The sequence below is a fragment of the Pseudotamlana agarivorans genome (assembly GCF_018860245.1).
In the GTDB taxonomy this organism is placed as follows: Bacteria; Bacteroidota; Bacteroidia; order Flavobacteriales; family Flavobacteriaceae; genus Pseudotamlana; species Pseudotamlana agarivorans_A.
The window spans coordinates 461476-482890 of record NZ_JAHKPD010000018.1 but is presented as its reverse complement, the minus strand read 5'-3'; the positions used below and the strand labels follow the sequence as shown (position 1 = coordinate 482890).

Below are 21415 nucleotides of genomic sequence, written 5' to 3'. Positions count from 1 at the left end.
ACTATAAACCTTTATATAACAAAGTTTTACATTAACAAAAACATATGCCAACAAACAAGATTAAATTTAGCAAGCTTAATAAGTCTCTTCTAAATAGTTACAAATAGTTCATGTCTTAAAAATCAACCTCTTCAACAAATACTTTGAAAAAACCATGATTTTTAAATACCATCTTGCGCTTTTTTAACCACAAAATAGTCCATTAAACGCTTTTTTAACTACTTTAAGCTTCAAATATGGTATAAATTTACGACCATACACCAATAATTCTTGCGACATATCATGTCGCTAACCTACCAGGTAAAAACTGAAATAACCTTAAAAGGAAATAACGTGTCCCGAATAATTGGGGTGTGATTTTTTTCTTAAAAAGAATTTTAAAAATATGCATGGCCTTATATGCCGTTTTTTACAAATGATATCGAAAGAAAAACGGTCCTTATTACAATAACTTTAATTCTAAATCGTATAAAATTATTTTTACCTATGTAAAAGTCTTATACGTAATTCTAGATTAAATGGATGTATTTAATATTTTAAAAAACGGAATGTAGGGTTCAGGTTACTTCCTGATATTTTGAGAATTTAAGTAACGCCAATATTCAGCAGCATTTCTGTTGTGCTGAGCAAGAGTTTTACCGAATTTATGAAAACCAAGACGTTTTGCATCTGCGACAAAATAATAATAATCATGCTTTTCGAAGTTTAAAACAGCATCAATTGCCGTAATATCCGGCATAGCAATTAACCCCGGAGGTAATCCACGGTGTATATAAGTATTGTATGGTGAATCAATTTCTTTATGCACATTTAAGACACGTTTTATGACCGTATTCTTGTATTCTGGAAGTTGATATGCAGCATATTTAAGTGTTGGATCTGCTTGTAAAGGCATACCTACTTTAATTCTATTCATGTAAACACCAGCAATTCGAGGGAGCTCAGGTGCCTGTTTAGACTCTTCATGAACAATAGACGCTAAGGCAATTACCTGGCTCACAGTTAACTTCATCGCCGCTGCTTTTTTAAGCCGTGTTGGGTTCCAAAACGCCTTATATTCTTTCAGCATGCGATCTCTAAAGCCTTCGGCTGAAGTATTCCAAAAGAACTCATAACTATTAGGAACGTACATTCCCAAAGCTGTAGCCGAAGTAAATGAATTTGAATCTAAAAATGTAGGATCTGTCATCACTTTTAACAAAGACAAGCTATCCGCTTCTATTTGCTCAGAAACACGTCCTGCTAATTTTTCTAGACTTTCTTGATTGTTAAAAGACAAACGTATTGGTAAATTTTTGCTTCTAATAGAATTAATAATATCGTTATTGTTCATGCCTTTTCTAATCTCATAACGACCAGCTTTTATGTTGCTAACGTATTTTTTTTGCTTTGCTAAAGCATCAAAGCATTCAATATCGATTAGTAAAGGCTCTAATTGTGTGCGAACATCTTGATACGTTGCACCAGAAGGTATAAAAATATAAGCCGATTCATTATTAAAAGCCGTATTGGGTTTCAACATGGCTTTGTAAACAAAATTTGCAAAAAAAACAGCGGCAACAAGCCCTAAACCAACAATGACAAGAAGTATTTTTTTTATGTACATTTAATTATTAATAAGTTGAAATAAATATTCGTTTCTAAATGAGCCACCCACAAAAGTCCAATCTTTTTTAATTCCGATTTTTTCAAAACCATGATTGGAAAACAATTTGATACTAGCTTCGTTTTCTTCTGAAATATTACAATATAATTGATGTAAATCTAAATGTGTAAAACAATAAACGATTAACAATTCTAAAGCTTTGTTGCCGTAGCCTTTTAATCTATCGCTAGGTGTTTTAATTAAAATACCAACACCGGCACGTTTATTTTTAAAATCGAAATCGAACAAATCAATCAACCCAATAGCTTCATCACTATAATTTGAAATGACCAGTCGCAATTGCTTGACCTCGTAAATATCTTTATGTGCGTTTTCTAAATATTGTTTAATAAGAAACTTAGAATAAGGTGTTTGCGTGCAGCTAATTTCCCAAATAGCTTCGTCATTTTCCACTTGATGGATAAAATCTAAATCTTCAGGTTCTAAAGCCCTCAAATAAATGGTATCACCTTTTAAAGTTATCATATCTTACCTTCAAAAACATAAGTAGCAGGGCCAATTAACCAAACATCATTATAAGTTCCGTTTTCTACATTAAAACGCACTTGAAGTTTACCACCTTCTACATTTAAACTGACTTTATTACTTTGAGTTTCTCCAGTAGCGTGCATGGCGATGGCTACCGCCGTAACACCTGTTCCGCAAGATAAAGTTTCATCTTCTACACCACGCTCATAAGTTCTAACTCTAAACAGGTCGTCAGACACTTTTTGAACAAAGTTTACATTCGTTCCTGCTTCATTATAGGGTGCGCCATAACGAATTCCAGCCCCCTTTGTTTTTATATCAAAATCTTGAATATTTTCTTCAAACTGTACGTGATGTGGCGACCCTGTATTTAAAAAAACATGATTATCATATTTCTCAACAACATCAACATCTAACATTTGTAGGTTGACGATACCATTTTCAATAGTTGCATGATGCAAGCCATCGATAGCCTCAAAAACCGCTTTATTAGTAATAACACCTAATTGTTGAGCAAAGGCCACTAAACAACGTCCGCCATTCCCACACATCGAACTTTCGTTTCCATCGGCGTTGTAGTACACCATTTTAAAGTCATAATCGGGATGATTTTCTAATAAAATAAGTCCGTCTGCACCTACACCAAAACGTCTGTCACATAAAAAAGCAACTTGTTTGGTATTATTTTTGTCGAATGTTTGCTGACGATTATCAATCATCACAAAATCGTTTCCTGTTCCTTGGTATTTATAAAAAGTCTGTTGCATAATAGGGCGCAAAGATATGATTTTATACTGTTTTTTTGATTGTTAAATCGCAGTTAAAGTTGAATTGAAGATTCAATAAATAATTAATTTTAATCTCTATTAGAGAGATATCATTTCTAATAAAAAGAATAAAACATTGAAAAACAGAGGTGTTACCTCTACAATTAAATTTAAAATAATACTTAAACGAAATTATGAAGAAGATTTTATCAATGGTACTCGTTTCAGCTTTAGGTGGGATTTTTACCTTAAGCGCTTACAAAATTTTTATCGAAGAAAACCATTCAAATTTAGTTACAACCACGGAAACACAACCCGTGTTATTACCTACAACAAAGGTAAATAATACCATCAGGCCATACGAAGCTCCCGATTTTTCGCTTGCCGCGGAAAACACTGTTAATGCTGTAGTACACGTTAAAAATGTAACTTTAAGTTCTGGACAAATGACTTTTCAAGATTTTTTCTACGGAAGAAGCTCACAACGCACTCAAGTTGGTACTGGTTCTGGAGTTATTATTAATGCTGATGGTTATATTATAACGAACAACCACGTAATTAAGAACGCGCAAGAACTTTCGGTAACCATGAATAACAACAAAACTTATACGGCTGAATTAGTAGGAGCCGATTCTAAAAATGACATCGCGCTTTTAAAAATTAATGCCGATGAAGAGCTGCCTTTTGTGACTTTCGCCGATTCAGACAACGTTAAAATTGGCGAATGGGTTTTAGCTGTTGGTAACCCATTTAACTTAACCTCTACCGTTACGGCCGGTATTATTAGTGCCAAGTCTAGAGATTTATCTGGTACAAGTTCTCAATCCTTTATTCAAACAGATGCGGCGGTTAACCCAGGAAATTCTGGTGGAGCTTTAGTTAACACAAAAGGTGAATTAGTTGGAATTAATACCGCCATTTCATCACAAACAGGTTCTTATATTGGTTATTCCTTTGCGGTACCTAGTAATATTGCTAGAAAGGTAATTGAAGATATTTTAGAATACGGAAATGTTCAAAATGGTATTCTAGGAATTCAAGGCGGTGCTTTAAACAGTGCCATTGCCGAAAAAATAGGCGTTAACGAAACAGAAGGGGTTTATATTGATAGCGTAGTTGAAGGTTCTGGAGCCGATAAAGCTGGTCTTAAGGAAGGTGATATTATTAAGGAAATTGATAATATTAAGGTCTCTAAATTCTCAGACCTTACAGGTCATTTAAGTGCTAAACGTCCTGATGATGTTGTAAATTTAAAACTTTTAAGAGATGGTTCAACTGAAAACATTGCAGTAACACTAGCAAAGAATGACACATTCAACATGCCTTTAGTTGGGCGTATTAAAAACGCAACGCGATCAGATTTAAAACCATTTAACTTGAAAAACGGCGTTAAAATTATTCAGCTAAACGGGGAATATGCACAATATTGGAAAAACAATGGGATTTCAGAAGGTAGTATCATCACGACTATAAATGACACCAAGGTAAACACGGTAGACGATGTGCAATCCATCTTAAAACAAAGAACGCCACATGAGTCATTAAGAATAGAACTCATTAATACAAATGGTGAGCGAGAACGGTTTAATTTTAGATAAACGGCAACTTTTATAGGCCATAACCCTTCAAAATAATCTAAATTTTGAAGGGTTATTTTTTTGTTATACCTTTTTAGGAAAACGTTTAAAATTGCTAGGTATATTAAACCAACCAAACACAATCATTAAACATATGACTTCTAATAAAAATTACGAAAAGGAATTAGCTTTTCAGGCAGACCGCAGAAAAGCAACTGTTGAATTTATTAAAATTGTGAGTGACCTTTGGTACGATAAATCAATTGAACTGGTGTTATTTAGAAATCAGTTAATTGACAGAAATGTGAGTCAGATTTTAAACCTTCATGAATATGCAGGCAAATTTGTTCAAAAACCAATTTCAATTTTCAATACGGTTGAAATTGCAAAAGCCATCGAAAATCTCGATGTTCCACCGGCAAAATTAGATATTGGTAAACTCACTTACGAATTTCATTTTGAAAGTGCCAACTACAAAAATGCCAAGGCTTTCATATCAGAAAAATTAAAAGATGCTCATAAAAATGGAAATATTGAACCTAAAGATGTTGTGTTGTATGGGTTTGGTCGAATTGGAAGATTAGTTGCCAGGGAACTTATGATGCGCACCGGTAAAGGCAGTCAGTTACGTTTAAGAGCCATTGTAACGCGAGGTATAATAGACGCCAAAATATTAGAAAAACGAGCTGCTTTATTACGCAATGATTCGGTTCATGGTGATTTTCCAGGAACCGTTTCTATCGATATAGAAAATAAAGCACTTATAATAAATGGTACTACAGTACATATAGTATCAGCAAATAATCCAGAAGATATCGATTATACCAAATACGATATAAATCAAGCCTTGGTCATAGATAATACGGGAGCATTTAGGGATAAAAATAGTCTAAGCAATCACTTAAAAGCCAAAGGCGTCCATAAGGTCTTATTAACAGCTCCTGGTAAAGAAGTACCAAATATCGTTCATGGTGTAAACCACAAAGAATACAACCCTGATCATATTGATATTTTTTCGGCAGCATCCTGTACTACTAATGCGATTACTCCTATTCTAAAAGCAATTGAAGATTCGTATACTGTAAAAAGCGGTCATTTAGAAACCATACACGCTTATACAAACGATCAAAACCTCGTGGACAATTTTCATAAAAAGTACCGTCGTGGTCGTGCCGCTGCATTAAACATGGTTATTACCGAAACGGGGGCAGGAAGTGCTGTTGCCAAAGCTTTACCCAGTTTAGAAGGAAAATTAACATCGAATGCCATTCGGGTACCTGTTCCCAATGGTTCTTTGGCGATCTTAAATTTAGAAATTGAAAACAAAACTTCTCTCGAAGACGTAAATAGCTTATTAAAACAATATGCTTTAGAAGGTGATTTGGTCGAACAAATAAAATATGAACTTAGTGATGAATTAGTTTCTAGTGATATTGTAGGCTGTTCGGCACCATCTATTTATGATAGTAAAGCCACCATTGTGAGAAAAGATGGTAAAAATATCATTCTGTACATTTGGTACGATAATGAATATGGATATAGCCATCAGGTTGTTAGATTAGCTAAATATATTGCAAAGGTTAGACGTTATACATATTATTAAAAAAATAAAATCTAAATCGTGTTTTAACTCGTATTTAAAACGGCCTCACATGTTGAGGCTTTTTAAGTATTCACTATTTATAGTAAACATTATTTTATACATTGCAAAAATTAGAAAAATCACAAAACATCATGCCAAAAATGAAACTCATCAAATCATCACTTTTAATAGTATTCACCTGTCTTTTATCATTCCATTCATTTTCCCAAACAGAAACTGAAAATGATAAACTATCCTTAAACAGCGGTTCTATTGACAGCCAATTTGAGTTTGTAATTCAGAAATCAAATAAATATCAAGATTACAAAGTTGTAAAAAAAGCTTGGTTATACACATTAAAATCACACACTTTAGATTCTTTAAACGCCGTTAGGAAAGATTTAGTAGCTACTCAAAATGTAGTTAGTACCCAAGAAGGAGAAATTTCAAGTTTAAAAGAAAAATTAAATAGCACCCAAATAGAACTAGATCAAACCAACATAGAAAAAGATAATATGTCATTGTTTGGGTTACAACTGGGAAAAGGGAATTACAATATTCTCATGTGGTCTATTGTTGGAGGGCTTTTAGCATGTCTACTATTCTTCATTTACAAATTCAATAATAGCAACGCCGTTACCAAAGAAGCAAATAAAAATTTAGCTGAAATTGAGGAAGAATTTGAAGAACACCGCCGTTCAGCTTTAGAACGTGAGCAAAAAGTGCGTCGCCAGCTTCAAGATGAATTAAATAAACATAAATAATCGCTATAAAATACTATAGGAATTAAATAGAAAAGGCTAAAACCTGAGTGTCGTCATTCAAGTTTTAGCTTTTTTATTTTTTAATATTTATTTAATTGATTTAAAATTTTACAAAAACTTAAAAACTTGTAGAACAACATTTAAAACTTCTGTATATTTGCGCACTAAATTAAGCGCACGTGGCGGAATTGGTAGACGCGCTGGCTTGAGGGGCCAGTATCCGTTTTAGGATGTGGAAGTTCGAATCTTCTCGTGCGCACTTTAATTTAAATAACAAAATCGGTCCTTCTAAAGGTCTTCTGCCAACAATTCATCTATAGTTTTCCTTACCGCTTTACTATTCCAATTGGCAGCACCTGTTTTATCTATAATCACATAGCCCGATTTATCTATTAAAAAAGTTCTAGGAATACTGGTGACATTAAAAATTTTAGGATAAGCCGTTCTTGGTACAAAGGTTTCAAAAGTATATCCTTTCTCTTTTAAGAAAGTATTGCTTAGCGAATGATCTTCATCGGAGATAAATACAAATTCAACCTTGTCCTTATAATCTTTGTAAAGAGCTTGCATGCTTGGCATTTCGGCAATACAAGGTGGACACCAAGTACCCCAAAAGTTAATAAAAACAACCTGACCTTTACTGTCTTCTAAGTTAATAAGATGACCGGTTTTTGATTTTAATATCCAATTGTAGTCTTTTATTACTTGTTGGTCTTTTTTTGCTGTTACCGACGGACTAAAAAGCGCTAAACCCTTATTCAACCAAATTTGAATTGGCTGCCGTGTTTGGGGTATAATTAGTAAAACTATAACCACTACAAAGAGTATATTTTTTATATTCAAATTTGATTTCATTCCTTTTATAGAAAAATTGGTATGTTAGAGCAACAACTCAAAGTAGTGAATGTGCATAAAAAAACCTCCCAAATAGGAGGTTTTTTATAAATTATATGACCAATTTTATTCTTCTTCTTCAGCAGTTTTAGCTTCATCAGCATCAACTAAACCTTCTAAAAGGTTATGTTTTTGAAGTAAATTATACCATTGTATCACCTTCTTAATATCGCTAGCATATACGCGATCTTCATCGTAATCTGGTAAAATTCCGAAGAAATATTCTTCAAGCTTATCTTTACTATCTTTAGCTTTTACTGAAGTTTGTTCGCCATTTTCCTTCACTCTTATATTCTCAAGAACCTGTACTAGTGGCACTTCTTCCGTCAGGGTATAAATAGCAATTTCACTTAATACACTTACATTATTCTGTACACTTACAGAAATACGTTTGTTATCGATTAAAGACTCCGCAACAAAACCACCACGTGTTTGTGTTACTAATTTATACAATCCTGGTTTTCCCGAAATTGATATAACTTTTTCTAAACTCATATATTACTTTTTAAAGGTCGCAAATATCAAATGTTTAATGATGGTTTGCAAAAATTATCGTTTCTTTTTTTGATCAGGAAAACGCATTCTATAATCTACATTTATCTTCCCTTTAGAGATATTTGTAAGCTTTCCCTTTATTAACTTTTTCTTTAAACTAGACAGTTTATCTGTGAATAACACACCATCGATATGATCGTATTCATGCTGAATTACACGAGCAACCAAGCCATCAAATGATTCTTTTTGTGGTTCAAAATTTTCATCTAAATACTCCATGACAATATTTGGTTTTCTGAAAACATCTTCCCTAACATCTGGAATACTTAAACATCCTTCATTAAAAGCCCATTCATCGCCGGTTTCCTCAATAATTTTAGCATTTATAAACACACGTCTAAATCCGTTTAAGGCTTCTTTATCCGCTTCAGATAAATCATCATCTTCAGAAAAAGGTGTTGTATCAATTATAAATAATCGTATAGGTAATCCTATTTGAGGTGCCGCTAAACCAACACCATAAGCATTGTACATGGTTTCAAACATGTTAACTAAAAGATCATCGAACTTCGGATAATCTTTAGTGATATCTGTTGCTTTCTTTTTTAAAACAGGGTCGCCATAGGCTACAATAGGTAAAATCATGCTGTGTTTTTATTAAGGTTTGCAAAAATACAACTCTTATTAATTATGTTTTGCATTTAACAGGATTTATTCAAAAAGAATTCTCTAAAAAAGGGCAAAAACGCCCCAAATTTTATTGATATTATTTAGAGTGTAGATAATCTTGCAAAATAATAGTGGCACTTATTTCATCAATTAGGGCTTTGTTTTGCCTTTGTTTCTTTTTTAACCCACTATCAATCATGGTTTGGAAAGCCATTTTGGAAGTAAAACGCTCATCAACACGCTTAATAGGGATCTTAGGAAAGGCCTTCTCTAATTTGGCAATAAACGGAATAATATAAGCCTCACTTTCTGAAGCGGTATTATCCATTTGTTTTGGCTCTCCTACTAAAAACAATTCAACATCTTCTTTTTGGGTATAGTCTTTAAGGAATAACAACAACTCTTTGGTACTTACCGTCGTTAACCCAGAGGCAATAATTTGTAACGCATCGGTTACGGCTATCCCTGTTCTTTTTGTTCCAAAATCTAATGCTAAAATACGCCCCATAATTTTCTTTTTGCAAAAATAAGATATAAAAAGAAAGGCTACTCAATTGAGCAGCCTTTTCTTCAGTTTATAATATTATATTTTAATCTAATGGATTTAAGCCAATGCTTCTAAATTCATTTTTGGAAATACAAGACTAATATTACTTATCTTTTTCTGACGTTTATAATAAAGTTTTATATCACTTTCTAAACGTGCTATACTCATCTTAATGTCTAATTCATCTAACATCACTATTTTATTTTCCGTAAGCTCATTAACCATAGATAATGAATTTTTTCCTTCGGTATATAGTGCGGTGGTTTCAGCTTTTGAAGGAACATCTGTGCTTTGTGCATTAACTACGGATCCAAAAAATAAAAATATTAAAATGAAGTAAAAATTAATTTTCATCTGTTTCTAATTAAAGGGTTAGTTAGTATTAAGCTTCCTGCCAGCTCTAAATGTAAAAAATATGTTGTTAACTGTATTATGAGAGCTTGAAAGATTGCTATTATTCAATTCAAAAATCGACAAACAGCTAATTATATCGATTATCGAAGTAAATATACTAATTTTTTCTTAAATAAATATTTTCTCGTTTTGAAAACACGACCACCTTAACAAATAGGTGATCCAAATAAATATATTCTTAGTAAAGGAATGGATATTAATTTGCTAAAATCCTTCCCTATTTTTAAATGATAGCTAGTATATTTGCTCAAAATAATTATAGCAATGACAGAATTACAACAAATCATAGAAAACGCTTGGAATGACAGAGCGCTTTTAAGTGACGAAAAAACAATCACGGCAATAAGAAAAGTTGTCGATTTATTAGACGCAGGAGAATTACGAGTAGCAGAACCTATAGAAGGTGGATGGCAAGTTAACGAATGGGTAAAAAAAGGAGTTGTTTTATATTTCCCAATTCAAAAAATGGAAACTATTGAATGTGGTCCTTTAGAATTTCATGATAAAATTCCTTTAAAAACAGGTTATGCTGAAAAAGGTATTCGTGTAGTACCTCATGCTGTTGCTAGACATGGTGCTTACATTTCTGCTGGTACTATTTTGATGCCTAGTTATGTTAACATTGGTGCTTATGTTGATGAAGGTACTATGGTTGACACATGGGCTACCGTTGGGAGTTGTGCTCAAATTGGTAAAAATGTACATTTATCTGGTGGTGTTGGTATTGGTGGTGTTTTAGAGCCATTACAAGCCGCTCCAGTTATTATTGAAGATAATGCTTTTATTGGAAGTAGATGTATTGTTGTTGAAGGTGTTCGCGTTGAAACTGAAGCTGTTTTAGGTGCCGGAGTTACTTTAACAATGAGCACTAAAATTATAGATGTAACAGGTGATAAACCCGTTGAATACAAAGGTGTTGTACCGGCTCGTTCTGTGGTAATCCCAGGAAGTTATGCTAAAGAATTCCCTTCTGGAACTTACAATGTACCTTGTGCTTTAATTATTGGAAAACGTAAAGAAAGTACAAACAAAAAAACGTCGCTTAACGATGCCCTTCGCGAGCATAGTGTAGCGGTTTAATTCATTTGAAAATAAAATATCTAAGGATTACATCCTAAAGATTCACAAGAGGTAGAACTTAAAAAGTTTCTACCTCTTGCTTTTTATACGCTGTAATTTTAAAAGTTTTGCATATTTCATATAGGAGAAAAACGCTTGAATTAAAGCTATAGTTACCCCATCAATGCCGTTAAAAACTCCACGCTTAAAAAAGTAACATCTTACAAAAGCAACGGTTCCATTTAAAATAGGCTTCATAGCACTAACCCTTTTCCCTTGATTATATAATTGATTGGCATGCCAAGTGGAATATTGATTTTTTTTAGCTACAATTTGCTCTAAAGAATCCCATCCATAGTGCAAAATATGGACATTCACTTTTTTCTCATGGGTAGTTATAATTTTTTGATGCACCTTAGAAGCAGAAGGTGCGGCGGTTTTTTTGTTAAAAAAACGTACTTTATGATCGGGGTACCATCCTGAAAAATCTATTAATTCGTCCCCTAAATAATTTCTAACGCGAAATGAAAAAGCGTCATAACCACCATCCAAAAATTTACCATCTAAAATAAACTTCTCGGCATCCGTATCTAAAAACTCATCGGCGTCCAAATTTAAAATCCAGTCATTTTTACAGTAAGGCAATCCATGACTTCGTTGCGGACCATCACCCAGAAATGCCTGGGAAATCACTTTAGCGCCTTGCTTCTTTGCTATTTCAACGGTATTGTCTGCACTCAATGAATCCACAACAATCACTTCATCACATACCTTAAATAAAGCCTTAATACATTTTTCAATATTTTTTTCCTCATTATATGTAATTACTAATCCGCTAATGGCCATAGTTGCGTTTATAAATTTGTTCAAAAATACAAATTTACGACCTTCCATTTAGTTTAACAGAATAGATTGTATTTTAGCACTGTTAAAAAATTTTCCGAAAAGTAAATACTATGAAAAAGGCTTTGATTATCGGCCCCGATTTTATGGGCTATACCGAAAAAATAGCTGAAAATTTAAGTTTAAACCAAAACATTCAGGTTACCCATATTAACATCCCTAGGTTCAAGTATCAAAATACTGGACAACGCCTTCAAAATGTATTTCTAAAAAACATCTCCAAGGATCTTAAGTTTAATTTCCGTGAAGATTTTATCATAAATAAACTAGGAGATTCTAAATTCGATACTATTTTAGTCCTTCGCCCAGACCAACTTTCAGTATCCACTATAAAATATTTAAAAGCAAAAACTTCGATCTTAAAAACATATTTATATGATGGTATTAATCGCTACCCTAAGCAATTAAAACCTTTAAAATATTTTAATGAGGTTTATAGTTTTGAACCTAACGACTGTAAAAAATATGGCTTCATATCAATTACAAATTTTATTTATGATACCACGGAATATTCTGAAGCATTAAACCATGACAAGTATTGCTTGTTTAATATTACGAGCTACGATAGAAAGCGCCTTCCCGTTTTATTAAAAATAGCGTCCATATTAAAAAGCAGAAATAAAAGCTATAAAATAATAGTAAAAACGGCCAAAAAAATAAACACCAATCTCGTTGAAATTATTAAAAAACCTATGCCTTTTGATGATGTTAAAAAACTTCTAAACACCTCTATTTGCATGCTTGATTTAGGGTTGATAAAGAAGCATCGCGGCTTAACGTTTCGTGTTTTTGAAGCTATGGGATTGCATAAAAAAATAATTACAAACAACTCTGAAATTGCAAATTATGATTTTTATGACCCACAAAATATTTTAATCATCGATGAAAAAAATTTAGAAATACCAGAATCTTTTTTTCAATCGCCTTATAATCCCATTCCAAAACATATTTACAACAAATACACGTTAGATTTTTGGGTACAATCGGTTTTTAAGGAACTGTTTTAAACACGAGAAAACAATTCACCAGTTACAAAACGAAAAAAAAATTAAGGATATAAATGAATAAAATTTCAGCATTACTTATCACTTTTAATGAAATAAATCACATTGAAGATGTTATAAAAAACATTGGTTTTGCAGATGAAATTATTGTTATTGATTCATTTAGCACCGATGGAACATATGAAACATTAGCGTCCCTAAAAAATGTAAAAACCATTCAGCGGGAATTCAAAAATTTTGCAGATCAACGAAATTTCGCGCTACAACAAGCCAATAACGATTGGGTATTATTTATTGATGCCGATGAGCGTATTACAAATAAATTAAAATTCGAAATATTAGAAACCATAAACCAACCCAAAAATGCCGTGGCGTTTATGGTAAAACGCCTATTTTTCTTTAAGAAAAAACGCATCCGTTTTAGTGGTTTTCAAACAGATACCACATACAGACTTTTCAAAAAAGATAAAGTCAAATACATTGAAGATAAAATCGTACATGAAATGCCTCTAATAGAAGGAGAAAGTTCACTTTTAAAAAATAATATGCTGCATTATTGCTTTGATAGTGCTGCGCATTATAAATCTAAAATGGAACATTATGCTAACTTAAAGGCTCTAGAGCTATTTAATAAAGGTAAGAGGCCTAATTTTTACCATTTTTATTTAAGGCCAGGTATTAAATTTATAACCAATTATATATTTAGACTTGGTTTGTTAGATGGAAAAGAAGGTTTTGATATTTGTTATTTAAGCGCTTATGGCGTGTATTACAGGTATCAAAAACTAAAAAAATTAATCGACTGATTTCCAGAATTTTAATTTCTTTTTTAAACGTCTTTTTCGATTATATTTATCCTGAAAGTCTTCAGTTTCTTTCCACATTAACTGAAATATTTTATCATAATTTTCACCAGAACATTTTGCATATTCATCACTCATAATTTCTACCATAGATTTATGGGTGCTTAGTCTAGCGAAATTTTTTATACGTGTTTGAAAATCTAAACCTCCAAATTCCATTCGATTTAAATCTACCAAATAAAACTTGTAATCGCCGCCATTTAATTGAATTAAGGTATTTCCAGGAGAATGATCTAAGAAGTGAATGCCATTTTCATGTAGTTTATATGTAAACCGCGTAAATGCCCTTAATATGGATTCGTAATTTGGAATATTAAAATCGAATGTTAATTCTCGATATGTGAAATCGTAATCTTGATGGGCACTCAAATAATAGCTCTTTTTAAAAAGCAGCAGCGTTTTAAACTCATAATATGCAATAGGCATAGGTGTTCCAATACCATTTTCTAGTAGTTTAATAGCATATTCAAAAGACCGTTGCGCCTTACTTTTTCTGAAAAATTTATAGGTGACTTGATTTATAATATTAGGAATTTTAAACGATTTTACATTAATCGTTTTTCCGTTTAAACTAAATAATTTTAATGCGTTTCTTTCTTGGTTTCCAAAAGCTTCACCTAAAGTGTCAAAATTATTAATATAGTTTGTTAAAGTTTTTTCAACCCCTTGAAACCCCTCATTAATCCTGAAATTCATCCTATAAAAATTACAATTAGTTTTATTTTATTTATCGTCATAAAAAAGGTTAGCAATAAAATTCGCTATGTAATATCTAAAACTGTTTTTAATTGACTTTCTATATATTGTTCTGAAAACGGCTCTATAAATTTTTCCGAAAGATGACTAATAGCATCCCATAAAATAGGATCCTCATAAAGTTTAATTATTTTTGAAGCTAACAATTCTGCTGAATTTGCTGTCATTTCATCCGAAAAAGGTGTAAAATCAAAACCTTCTGCGCCAACATCTGTAGTTACAACAGGCAAACTAAACTCAAAACTCTGACCAATTTTACCTTTAATTCCAGCACCATAGCGTAACGGAGCAATAAATATTCTTGCCGAATTGAAATACTCTGAAATATCTTCAACGAAACCAACAATATTAAAATTTTCAGAATGCAAATTTAAAATTTTTTGTGGCGCACTACTTCCAACAATGTCTACTTTAATATCTTTATTAACCGCCCAAACCAATGGCATTATTTCATTTTTCAGCCATAATACAGCATCTACGTTTGGCTTATGCTTAAATCCGCCTATAAAAAGTAAATTTTTTCGTTCTGAAAAACCCTTAAACGCATCAGTCCGAACTTTAAATTGATGCAAATTACCAATGGTAACCATTTTTGACTTGTCCTTATAAAAATTTTGTAGCGAACTTTTGTCCTTTTCAGAAATCACAATTATTTTATCTGCAGCCTTACAATTACCTAATTCTAATTCTAAAATATTAGCCGCTTTTGTTTTAAGTTTATCTGTTTTCTTCAATTCCCATTCGCGAATAAATCTCAAATAATGAAAATCGACCATATCATAAATCAAGGTTACTTCCTTATTTAAATCCCTAATAATCTCATGAAAAAGTTCAAAATTTTCAGGTCTATGCAACCAAGCATAATTTAACTTCGGTGCTATTTTTTCAATAAATATGGCTCTTGTAATTAAATCTCCATTTTTATCAAGAGCTGGTTCATACACATGAACTCCTAAGGATTTAAAAGTTTCAATATAACTGCTTTTATATTTATACTCTTCTTGATCGGCCATTAAAAAAACAGAAAAATCATTTTTCAACATTAATTTAATAAGTTGTAATAACCTTTTAGAACCTGAATCTTCATTAAATTTTGGAATATGACTGTCAATTATTAGAATACAATTTTCCTTACAATCCATGGTATTGAAATCGAAAAAAACATGCTGTTTTCGAAGATAAAGTTTCAACAAGTGGTTTCTTAAAACCAGTTTTATTGCTTTAAACATATTTGTTTTTCTTTTGAAATTTAATCAATGAAACGTATTAAAGCCTCTTTTTTAGATTTTAACTTCCTTATAATTGTATTTAATGTTTCATCTGAAGATAACCTAAACGTTGAATCATTAATCGCCTTAGCTTCTGAGTAAATTCTAGCCTTGTGTTTTCTTTTCTTAACGAGTCTACTAATTTTTTGCTTATTTCTTACTCCTGCATTTAGTTCTACATTTTCTGAAAAACCAATGGATAGCAACCAATCGTTCCATTTCCATTCAGAAACCACTGTGCCTTCATGCAAATGCGAATAAAAACGAAACCGAACCCAAGGCACACGAACAATATCGGCAATCATGGCTCCATGCATAGCTTCACTAATAACTTGTTCACTGGCTGCTACTTCTAAAATGAAATCTTCAACACTCGTAATTTCTGTTGGTAATATTAAATTCCATGCTAAATCATCACAAATTTTTTGCCAATCCATTTTATCAACCGACTCAAAATACGGTATAAAACTCGTTTTATACTTTTTAGGGGTATTTAAATACGATTTATACTGGGGTAATAAGGTTAAAAAATAGGCTGCATCTGCAATATAATGATCCAAATCGCCTTTAAGTTTTAAAGAACTATACGGCCCACGCAGAAATAAAATGTGCCAAGAATCATCAATTTTTATGTTTTCATTTATAGAACGTACTCCGGTACCAAAAACAATCTTATTTTTACAAGAATTGGCTTGTTCTATAAAAACTGAATTTTCAATTAGTATGGAACCGATTCCAAAAAAAGCGATGTCTTGATTATTTTTTAAAAAATCTTTACCAAAAATTTGTGGCCACATCCATAGATTTAAATCATCGCCAAAGTTTCCATGTTCAGATTTATAATAAACTAATTTCATCCATTTTGTTTAATTTATCAAAGGTAAGATAAAAAAACAGCATCGATAAAACCATGTACTACAAAATTATATTTTAAGAATTCATAAAAAAAGCTGTCTTTTCAGACAGCCTCTTTTTGAATGTTTTACATCATTAAAACATGACCTATTTCAATCATTTATTTAATGGCAATGTTCAGATGCGAAAATCTCAGTAATTTTTTCATCTTCACTAATCGTTTTTATGCATTGATCTGTAATACGATCTTTCCAAAGTCTGAATGTTTTACCATCATCTTGATGCTCTTTTTCTTGATAAAAACCACGACGCTCAAGTTCTGAGTAAGCTCTTAATGCATCCCATCCACGTAAATCTCTATACTCTTTATTTCCTGAGTAATAATGTCTATTGGATTCATAACTATAATCACCTCTTCTATTCGAGTTATAATTATTTGATGAACTAGAACCACCTTCACATAATTTAGAAGAAGTTTTAGTAACCGATGTTACTCTATCATTTTTAACTAACATTAATAAACATTTATCACCTCTTTCTTTATACCAATACATAGAAAGTACAGAAGAGCCATATTGTTTCTTAACTCTATATCCCTTATCTTGTAATTCAGAAGATGCTCTAGCTTCAGACATGCCGCTTAAACTTGATAATCGGATGTCATCATTATCATAAGAAGAATGGTAAGAATTGTTAGAATGACGATAACTACTGGACTCTACAGCTCCACAATCGCCTTTTGAATTCACTACTGATCTTACCTTACCATCTTCTATACGTACAGTAATACACTTTCTTTTACTGCTACTCCACCAGTTTTGATAGATTCCTGCAGTAGATTTGTTTACCTTTTCTAAGTGGTACCCTTTACCTTCAAAATAGTTATCAGAAGAACTTCCTCTCATACCTATAGCTTCTCTAAGTTCATAGGCGTTATCTTGTCCAAAAACAAGCACCGTGTTTAAAATAAAAAATGCCACAAGAGCACATAATTTTTTTGTGTTCATAATTATAATATTTAAGTTCAATGTTCTTAAATATAACAAAAAAACCTTGTTAAAATTCTGTTAACACCTAATAAATTGAAATTAATTCAGGTATAAACAAAAAAAAATGAGCTCCATAATCTTGCCATATATTATAAAACAAAAAAACGGACTTGTATCAGTCTTGCTAAAAACTCATTAAAAATAATCGACAAGAATTAATAAGAATCAAACGGATTTATCATATTATGAAAAAAAATCAACGAACCATACTAAAGTTTATTTTTAACGGTTCTCAAGGCACCATATTTCCGTTTACCAAAAATACCTTCCTGCAAATACAAACATTAAACCTATGATTTTTATAACCCAAATAATATTTTTGCATTAATTTTAGAGATTACTATTCCTAAAGGCAACTTTAGAAGACTATTTTAAAAACGTTCAATAAAATACATCACAAAAACTACTGTATCAATTAATTAAAATCATCATAAGCTAAAATCATGCATAAAGAAATTAAAAATGCCGTAGAAGTTTTGAAAGCCGGCGGACTCATACTCTACCCTACCGATACCGTTTGGGGAATTGGTTGTGATGCTTCAAACCCTGAAGCCGTAAAAAAAGTTTATCACCTAAAAAATCGTGTAGACAGTAAAGCATTAATTTGTTTAGTTGCCGACGATAGAATGCTAAAAAAACATGTAAAACAAATGCCTTTTGCTGCTTTAAATATTTTAGAAGTTACCGATAAACCGACTACTATAATTTATGATGACGCTCAAAATTTAGCCCAAAATTTAATTGCTGAAGATGGTACGATTGCCATTAGAATCCCTGATGATGAATTTTGCTTTCAGCTTTCAAGAAAATTAAACGGCGCACTGGTCTCGACTTCTGCAAACATTAGTGGCCAGCCCACCCCAAAATCTTATAAAGAAATAGCTCCAGCCATTTTAAAAGGTGTAGACTATGTTGTAAATTTGCACCACGAAAAAATCTGCGCTAAACCTTCATCAATTATCAAGTTGAGTAATAGTGGTATTGTGAAGATTATTCGCGAATAGTATAACCGTAATTTACATTGATTATTAACTATTTAATATTGACTATTGAGGATTAGATCTAAAATATTTACTATTAAAAATTCATTTATAATGGCTTGTAATTTGCGAATTTGCGGTAAAATATGAATTACAAAGAAGCATTACAACATCCCGTTTTTAAAATCATTTCTCAATCGGCAGAAGAACTCGCATTAGATGCTTATGTTATTGGAGGTTTCGTTCGCGATTTTATTTTAAAAAGAGGCACAGCAAAAGACATTGATGTGGTGGCCATAGGTGACGGTATCAAACTTGCCAAACAGGTGGCTAAAAATTTGCATAACAAACCTAAAATTCAAGTTTTTAAAACTTATGGAACGGCTATGCTGCGCTATGATGATATTGAAATTGAATTTGTAGGCGCAAGAAAAGAATCTTACACCGAAGATAGCAGAAACCCCGCTGTAGAAAACGGCTCTCTAGCAGATGATCAAAACCGTCGAGATTTCACCATAAACGCTCTAGCTCTAAACTTAAGTACCACTAGTTATGGAAATTTATTAGACCCGTTTAATGGTATTCAAGATTTAGATGATAAAATCATTCGCACCCCTTTAGATCCAGATATTACCTATAGCGATGATCCACTGCGTATGTTACGCGCTATTCGATTTGCTACCCAATTACATTTCACTATTGAAAAGCAATCCCTTGATGCTATTTCAAGAAATAGCGCGCGTATCAAAATTATTACGAACGAGCGTATTATTACAGAAATCAATAAGATTCTTGGAACTGAAAAACCATCAATAGGCTTTTTGCTGTTAGAACAAACAGGCCTTTTAAAATATATTCTTCCTGAAATCACCGCTTTAAAAGGTATTGATGAAGTTGAAGGACAACGCCATAAAGATAATTTCTATCACACTTTAGAAGTGGTAGATAATATCGCCAAAAACACCGATAACCTCTGGTTACGTTGGGCTGCTTTATTACATGATATTGGAAAAGCACCAACGAAAAAATTCAGTAAAAAAGTAGGGTGGACTTTTCACGCTCATGAATTTGAAGGCTCTAAAATGGTCTACCGTTTATTCAAACGTTTAAAAATGCCTTTGAATGACAAAATGAAGTTTGTTCAAAAAATGGTTTTCATGAGTTCTCGTCCAATCGTTTTGGCTCAAGACATCGTTACCGATTCTGCAGTACGTCGATTAGTTTTCGATGCTGGTGATTATGTAGAAGATTTAATGACACTTTGTGAGGCGGATATTACAACTAAGAATCCGAAAAAATTCAACAAATACCATAATAACTTTAAAATTGTTCGCGATAAAATTGTTGAAGTTGAAGCACGTGATCATGTACGTAATTTTCAACCACCAATTTCAGGTGAAGAAATTATTGCCACTTTTAACTTAAAACCATCAAGAGAAATAGGTATTATTAAAGAAGCGATCAAAGAAGCTATTTTAGAGGGTGAAATACCTAACGAATACGAAGCCGCTTATCAATTAATGTTAGAAAAAGGTAAAAAGTTGGGTTTGACTGCTGTTGAAAGTTAGGATTTGATTTTGAGTAAAGGCAGCACTTAGAAAATGTTCTCGACTCCGCTCGAACACCGTTTCTATTGTTGTGTATAACGGTATTCGAGCGGAGTCGAGAAGAGAATTGAGCTAACATGACGTAACAAGGTCTCGACTAGACAAGCTGTGCTTAGAACTAATTAGAAAAATAAAAGTTCAATTATAAAGTCCCTTTTCCCCAAGGAATAACAACGATGAAAAAAGACAACAAAAACGTTATTTATTGGCTATTAACTGGCTGTTTCCTAATCTTCATAATGGTAGTGATTGGCGGAATTACACGGCTAACAGATTCCGGTTTATCCATTTCAAATTACAGATTAATTACAGGAACCATTCCGCCAATAGGCGATCAAGAATGGCAAGAAGCCTTCGACTTATACAAACAGCACCCCGAATTTAATGCCTATAATAATCATTTCGATATTGAAGATTTTAAAAGCATTTACTTTTGGGAGTGGCTACACCGTGTTATTGGGCGTTCTATTGGTTTAGTATTTATTATTCCGTTTATTTATTTTTTAATTCGGAAGCAACTTTCAATAAGTACCATAAAAAAATGCATAGTATTACTTGGACTAGGCGCTTTTCAAGGCTTCCTAGGCTGGTATATGGTTAAAAGTGGACTTGTCGACATGCCTGATGTTAGTCATTATAGATTAGCAGCACATTTAGTTACGGCTTTTCTAACATTTGCTGCCACCCTTTGGGTCGCTTTAGATTTAAAATACCCCAATATAAAACCTGCCAATAAGCCCATGAGGAGTCTTATTATTTGGGGGTACATTATACTAATCATTCAAATTATATATGGTGCTTTTATCGCCGGATTAAAAGCTGGTTTACTACACAACCATTGGCCATTAATGAATGATGGGAAGTTCATACACTTTACCGTTTATGTTCTAGAGCCCTTCTATAAGAACCTTATTGAAAACCCTAGCGGCATTCAGTTTGTTCATCGTATACTGGCTTATATCGTAGTTGTTTTCATCTTTATGATATGGAAGAAATCTAAAAAGTACAGCTTAACACCTCTACAAGAACAAGGCGTAAACGCTCTAGTCCTTTTAGTTTTTTTACAGTTTACTTTAGGGGTTTTAACGCTTATTTATCAAGTGCCATTATGGTTAGGTGTTGCGCATCAAGTGGGTGCATTTTTCTTATTAACAAGTATGACATTTACATTACATCGTTTTACCAAATAGTTTAAATAACATACCTTTGTACCTTAAATTTTTTCACT

The 21415-nt window shown here is 32.4% G+C and carries 22 protein-coding genes and 1 tRNA gene; 10 read left to right on the top strand and 13 right to left on the bottom strand.

The features are described from left to right. Positions 1 to 562: 562 nt before the first annotated feature. From mltG to dapF, 3 genes are read right to left on the bottom strand one after another with little or no spacing between them, the layout of a single operon-like run. Positions 563 to 1606, bottom strand: a complete 1044-nt coding sequence (gene mltG, locus KO493_RS13085) for an endolytic transglycosylase MltG (protein ID WP_216068416.1) — start codon at positions 1604 to 1606, stop codon at positions 563 to 565. Continuing rightward, positions 1607 to 2131, bottom strand: a complete 525-nt coding sequence (locus KO493_RS13080; RefSeq protein WP_216068415.1) for a GNAT family N-acetyltransferase — start codon at positions 2129 to 2131, stop codon at positions 1607 to 1609. It abuts the gene before it with no gap. Beyond that, on the bottom strand, positions 2128 to 2901 hold the full coding sequence (dapF, locus tag KO493_RS13075; RefSeq protein WP_216068414.1) for a diaminopimelate epimerase: 774 nt from the start codon (positions 2899 to 2901) through the stop codon (positions 2128 to 2130). The genes KO493_RS13080 and dapF overlap by 4 nt, the downstream gene beginning before the upstream one ends. A 194-nt stretch (positions 2902 to 3095) precedes the next feature. On the opposite strand from dapF, the gene KO493_RS13070 reads away from it, so the two are divergent. The 4 genes from KO493_RS13070 to KO493_RS13055 all read left to right on the top strand — a co-directional run bounded on the left by KO493_RS13070 (position 3096) and on the right by KO493_RS13055 (position 7083). Continuing rightward, the gene (locus KO493_RS13070) at positions 3096 to 4499 is read left to right on the top strand and encodes a trypsin-like peptidase domain-containing protein (RefSeq protein ID WP_216068413.1); all 1404 of its coding nucleotides are present in this window, start codon (positions 3096 to 3098) and stop codon (positions 4497 to 4499) included. A gap of 133 nt (positions 4500 to 4632) precedes the next feature. Then, a complete protein-coding gene (locus KO493_RS13065; RefSeq protein ID WP_216068412.1) occupies positions 4633 to 6081 on the top strand; it encodes a glyceraldehyde-3-phosphate dehydrogenase in 1449 nt (482 codons plus the stop codon). Positions 6082 to 6221: 140 nt separating this feature from the next. Further along, the gene (locus KO493_RS13060) at positions 6222 to 6824 is read left to right on the top strand and encodes a tRNA (guanine-N1)-methyltransferase (RefSeq protein WP_216068411.1); all 603 of its coding nucleotides are present in this window, start codon (positions 6222 to 6224) and stop codon (positions 6822 to 6824) included. A 173-nt stretch (positions 6825 to 6997) separates the two neighbouring features. Next, a tRNA-Leu gene (locus KO493_RS13055) sits at positions 6998 to 7083 on the top strand. 29 nt (positions 7084 to 7112) lie between these two features. Here KO493_RS13055 and KO493_RS13050 read toward each other — a convergent pair. The 5 genes from KO493_RS13050 to KO493_RS13030 form a co-directional block, all read right to left on the bottom strand. Beyond that, a complete protein-coding gene (locus KO493_RS13050; protein WP_252723229.1) occupies positions 7113 to 7586 on the bottom strand; it encodes a TlpA family protein disulfide reductase in 474 nt (157 codons plus the stop codon). A gap of 198 nt (positions 7587 to 7784) precedes the next feature. Next, entirely contained in the window at positions 7785 to 8213 is a 429-nt protein-coding gene (locus tag KO493_RS13045) for a DUF5606 family protein (protein WP_216068409.1), read from the bottom strand. A 54-nt stretch (positions 8214 to 8267) separates the two neighbouring features. Next, positions 8268 to 8858: a peptide deformylase gene (gene def / locus KO493_RS13040; RefSeq protein ID WP_216068408.1), complete on the bottom strand. Its 591-nt coding sequence runs from the start codon at positions 8856 to 8858 to the stop codon at positions 8268 to 8270. Between the two features lie 121 nt (positions 8859 to 8979). Continuing rightward, positions 8980 to 9390 (bottom strand): Holliday junction resolvase RuvX, encoded by a 411-nt coding sequence (ruvX, locus tag KO493_RS13035; RefSeq protein WP_216068407.1) that lies wholly within the window; start codon positions 9388 to 9390, stop codon positions 8980 to 8982. A 96-nt stretch (positions 9391 to 9486) separates the two neighbouring features. Next, on the bottom strand, positions 9487 to 9783 hold the full coding sequence (locus KO493_RS13030; RefSeq protein ID WP_216068406.1) for a hypothetical protein: 297 nt from the start codon (positions 9781 to 9783) through the stop codon (positions 9487 to 9489). 324 nt (positions 9784 to 10107) lie between these two features. Between KO493_RS13030 and KO493_RS13025 the strand changes: the two genes are divergently transcribed. Beyond that, entirely contained in the window at positions 10108 to 10923 is an 816-nt protein-coding gene (locus tag KO493_RS13025) for a 2,3,4,5-tetrahydropyridine-2,6-dicarboxylate N-succinyltransferase (protein WP_216068405.1), read from the top strand. 69 nt (positions 10924 to 10992) lie between these two features. Here KO493_RS13025 and KO493_RS13020 read toward each other — a convergent pair whose 3' ends face one another. Then, positions 10993 to 11748, bottom strand: coding sequence for a glycosyltransferase family 2 protein (locus KO493_RS13020; protein WP_216068516.1), 756 nt, complete (start codon positions 11746 to 11748; stop codon positions 10993 to 10995). Positions 11749 to 11858: 110 nt separating this feature from the next. On the opposite strand from KO493_RS13020, the gene KO493_RS13015 reads away from it, so the two are divergent. Both KO493_RS13015 and KO493_RS13010 read left to right on the top strand, forming a co-directional pair. Further along, entirely contained in the window at positions 11859 to 12812 is a 954-nt protein-coding gene (locus tag KO493_RS13015) for a hypothetical protein (protein WP_216068404.1), read from the top strand. 53 nt (positions 12813 to 12865) lie between these two features. Further along, positions 12866 to 13615, top strand: a complete 750-nt coding sequence (locus KO493_RS13010) for a glycosyltransferase family 2 protein (protein WP_216068403.1) — start codon at positions 12866 to 12868, stop codon at positions 13613 to 13615. On the opposite strand, the gene KO493_RS13005 is transcribed toward KO493_RS13010, so the two are convergent. From KO493_RS13005 to KO493_RS12990, 4 genes are all read right to left on the bottom strand, one after another. After that, a complete protein-coding gene (locus tag KO493_RS13005; protein WP_216068402.1) occupies positions 13604 to 14368 on the bottom strand; it encodes a Kdo domain containing protein in 765 nt (254 codons plus the stop codon). The two genes, KO493_RS13010 and KO493_RS13005, sit on opposite strands and share 12 nt — an antisense overlap. A 65-nt stretch (positions 14369 to 14433) precedes the next feature. Next, positions 14434 to 15657 carry a glycosyltransferase gene (locus KO493_RS13000; protein ID WP_216068401.1) on the bottom strand — a complete coding sequence of 408 codons (1224 nt, stop codon included), beginning with the start codon at positions 15655 to 15657 and terminating at the stop codon, positions 14434 to 14436. Between the two features lie 20 nt (positions 15658 to 15677). Continuing rightward, on the bottom strand, positions 15678 to 16553 hold the full coding sequence (locus KO493_RS12995) for a polysaccharide pyruvyl transferase family protein (RefSeq protein WP_216068400.1): 876 nt from the start codon (positions 16551 to 16553) through the stop codon (positions 15678 to 15680). Between the two features lie 162 nt (positions 16554 to 16715). Next, positions 16716 to 17558: a hypothetical protein gene (locus KO493_RS12990; RefSeq protein ID WP_216068399.1), complete on the bottom strand. Its 843-nt coding sequence runs from the start codon at positions 17556 to 17558 to the stop codon at positions 16716 to 16718. 485 nt (positions 17559 to 18043) lie between these two features. Between KO493_RS12990 and KO493_RS12985 the strand changes: the two genes are divergently transcribed. The 3 genes from KO493_RS12985 to KO493_RS12975 all read left to right on the top strand — a co-directional run bounded on the left by KO493_RS12985 (position 18044) and on the right by KO493_RS12975 (position 21377). Then, a complete protein-coding gene (locus KO493_RS12985; RefSeq protein ID WP_216068398.1) occupies positions 18044 to 18604 on the top strand; it encodes an L-threonylcarbamoyladenylate synthase in 561 nt (186 codons plus the stop codon). A 122-nt stretch (positions 18605 to 18726) separates the two neighbouring features. Beyond that, the gene (locus tag KO493_RS12980) at positions 18727 to 20148 is read left to right on the top strand and encodes a CCA tRNA nucleotidyltransferase (RefSeq protein WP_216068397.1); all 1422 of its coding nucleotides are present in this window, start codon (positions 18727 to 18729) and stop codon (positions 20146 to 20148) included. Positions 20149 to 20363: 215 nt separating this feature from the next. Then, a complete protein-coding gene (locus KO493_RS12975; protein ID WP_216068396.1) occupies positions 20364 to 21377 on the top strand; it encodes a COX15/CtaA family protein in 1014 nt (337 codons plus the stop codon). Positions 21378 to 21415 lie beyond the last annotated feature (38 nt).

Coding starts and splice junctions, on each gene's coding strand:
- KO493_RS13010 (WP_216068403.1), top strand. CDS start 12,866: ATGAATAAAATTTCAGCATTACTTATCACTTTTAATGAAATAAATCAC.
- KO493_RS12980 (WP_216068397.1), top strand. CDS start 18,727: ATGAATTACAAAGAAGCATTACAACATCCCGTTTTTAAAATCATTTCT.
- mltG (WP_216068416.1), bottom strand. CDS start 1,606: ATGTACATAAAAAAAATACTTCTTGTCATTGTTGGTTTAGGGCTTGTT.
- KO493_RS13030 (WP_216068406.1), bottom strand. CDS start 9,783: ATGAAAATTAATTTTTACTTCATTTTAATATTTTTATTTTTTGGATCC.
- ruvX (WP_216068407.1), bottom strand. CDS start 9,390: ATGGGGCGTATTTTAGCATTAGATTTTGGAACAAAAAGAACAGGGATA.
- KO493_RS12990 (WP_216068399.1), bottom strand. CDS start 17,558: ATGAACACAAAAAAATTATGTGCTCTTGTGGCATTTTTTATTTTAAAC.
- KO493_RS13065 (WP_216068412.1), top strand. CDS start 4,633: ATGACTTCTAATAAAAATTACGAAAAGGAATTAGCTTTTCAGGCAGAC.
- KO493_RS13080 (WP_216068415.1), bottom strand. CDS start 2,131: ATGATAACTTTAAAAGGTGATACCATTTATTTGAGGGCTTTAGAACCT.
- KO493_RS13015 (WP_216068404.1), top strand. CDS start 11,859: ATGAAAAAGGCTTTGATTATCGGCCCCGATTTTATGGGCTATACCGAA.
- dapF (WP_216068414.1), bottom strand. CDS start 2,901: ATGCAACAGACTTTTTATAAATACCAAGGAACAGGAAACGATTTTGTG.
- KO493_RS12995 (WP_216068400.1), bottom strand. CDS start 16,553: ATGAAATTAGTTTATTATAAATCTGAACATGGAAACTTTGGCGATGAT.
- KO493_RS13005 (WP_216068402.1), bottom strand. CDS start 14,368: ATGAATTTCAGGATTAATGAGGGGTTTCAAGGGGTTGAAAAAACTTTA.
- KO493_RS13070 (WP_216068413.1), top strand. CDS start 3,096: ATGAAGAAGATTTTATCAATGGTACTCGTTTCAGCTTTAGGTGGGATT.
- def (WP_216068408.1), bottom strand. CDS start 8,858: ATGATTTTACCTATTGTAGCCTATGGCGACCCTGTTTTAAAAAAGAAA.
- KO493_RS13020 (WP_216068516.1), bottom strand. CDS start 11,748: ATGGCCATTAGCGGATTAGTAATTACATATAATGAGGAAAAAAATATT.
- KO493_RS13045 (WP_216068409.1), bottom strand. CDS start 8,213: ATGAGTTTAGAAAAAGTTATATCAATTTCGGGAAAACCAGGATTGTAT.
- KO493_RS12975 (WP_216068396.1), top strand. CDS start 20,364: ATGAAAAAAGACAACAAAAACGTTATTTATTGGCTATTAACTGGCTGT.
- KO493_RS13060 (WP_216068411.1), top strand. CDS start 6,222: ATGAAACTCATCAAATCATCACTTTTAATAGTATTCACCTGTCTTTTA.
- KO493_RS12985 (WP_216068398.1), top strand. CDS start 18,044: ATGCATAAAGAAATTAAAAATGCCGTAGAAGTTTTGAAAGCCGGCGGA.
- KO493_RS13000 (WP_216068401.1), bottom strand. CDS start 15,657: ATGTTTAAAGCAATAAAACTGGTTTTAAGAAACCACTTGTTGAAACTT.
- KO493_RS13025 (WP_216068405.1), top strand. CDS start 10,108: ATGACAGAATTACAACAAATCATAGAAAACGCTTGGAATGACAGAGCG.